General features: G+C 35.7%; 1 tRNA gene. It reads left to right on the top strand.

Features of this window, described 5'->3' with window-relative positions:
- Window positions 1-923: 923 nt before the first annotated feature.
- Window positions 924-991, top strand: a tRNA-OTHER gene (locus tag FDW96_RS24975).
- Window positions 992-1,486 lie beyond the last annotated feature (495 nt).

The following is a 1,486-nucleotide window of genomic DNA, read 5'->3' as shown; positions in this document are numbered from 1 at the left end:
ATCTATCTTATTGTTAGTGGCTGGAGTATTAAACGTTTTGAATTAGGTTAGTGGCTATCTAGCATAGCGAGGGGTTACTCTTGACCAGTAATAAGAAAATAAAAAAGCTTTATAATGGAGTCTTTACAACAAACAAGGACTTAATAGCACTAGAGGTCACGTCCATTGTAAATGGGTTGTTAGTGTATACCGCAAAAGAAAACTATCCGTTACTCTTGACGATATAAGAAGCTTAAAGAAATTGTTTGGTCTTTGCATATTTTTTCCTAAAGACTAAGGTGTACTGATTGACGGTGCTTAAATGTTATAGAGTTAACAGCCAAGCAATAGGGTGCAAGGTGACGGGAATGCCTTAGTTAAATGAGTGTCGCCAACTAACAGCCCTTTGCAATTAGAGATATAAGTAAGCTGTTATAATAGCCTTGGATACTTCAAATGGTTCGAGTCCATTGTATCTCATTCTCCTTTATTTTATTATATGTTAGTGAACCTTTAACGTAGCTGGCATATAATAACACAGCATAGTATAATAGTATTACAGCTCTGCAAAGAGAAGATGAGGGTGCGACTCCCTTTGTTGTGTTAGTGGTGTATAGTCCATATATGAAGTGCTAAGCTATTGCGCAGTACCTTGGCACAACTAGACAAGCATAAGAGTAATAAGGTGTACTGACGTGGTGTAGGGTTCGATTCCCTGCTGCTCTATTTCAATTGAATAGCTAAGTGACTACATAAGGTCGGGAGTAGTTAATGAGTATCCTGCGGCATACTAACAGCTTAGTGGCATATATAAACTAACGTAACGTTTTCTGTTATAGGAGTTCATAAGTGGTTCGAGTCCATTATATATGTTTACCAATATAGTGTCTGATGAGATACCAGCTACTAATAGTTAGGAATAACAAGATGAGGTAGTCATAGTTAGCAGTATAGTCTAATGGTAAGACAGCATGATAAGTGTGATACGTGGGTTCGATTCCCAATACTGCTATATATAAAGGAGAAGCAAATGATATTTATAGAATGGTGTATTGGTTGGCTAATAGGTACGTTGATTGGCTTAGGCATTGTTGCTTTGATTGAGAGGAACAAATGATTATATTATTATTATTTATTATTGCATTGTTCATTAGTCCGAGCATAGCATTGTTATTGTTGCTGTTAGTTATTAATCCAGTGTTCGCATTGCTATGGCTATTAGTGCGGCTTGCTATTAAACTATGATAGGTATCGCATGGTTTGGTTCGTGGTTGGTTATGCTGGATAGAATGGAATGATTATGGGTAAAGGTAAGCACAATGAATGGCACAAGCTACAGTATAAAGGTGTGTACTGTGACGACTATGAGCCAAGCAATAAAGTAATCAGGAAAAGAATTAAAAATAAAATAAATAAAGAGATAAAGATGATGTTGTCAGAAAGAAAATAAAAATATTTTTTTATATATCCCCCCCCATTAAATGATATTTTAAGGGAAATTTTCAGA

The sequence above is a fragment of the Citrobacter sp. TBCS-15 genome, from assembly GCF_005280815.1.
GTDB classification, from domain to species: Bacteria; Pseudomonadota; Gammaproteobacteria; order Enterobacterales; family Enterobacteriaceae; genus Citrobacter; species Citrobacter werkmanii.
Note: the sequence above shows the minus strand (reverse complement) of the source record. Positions and strands in the feature narration are given on the sequence as shown.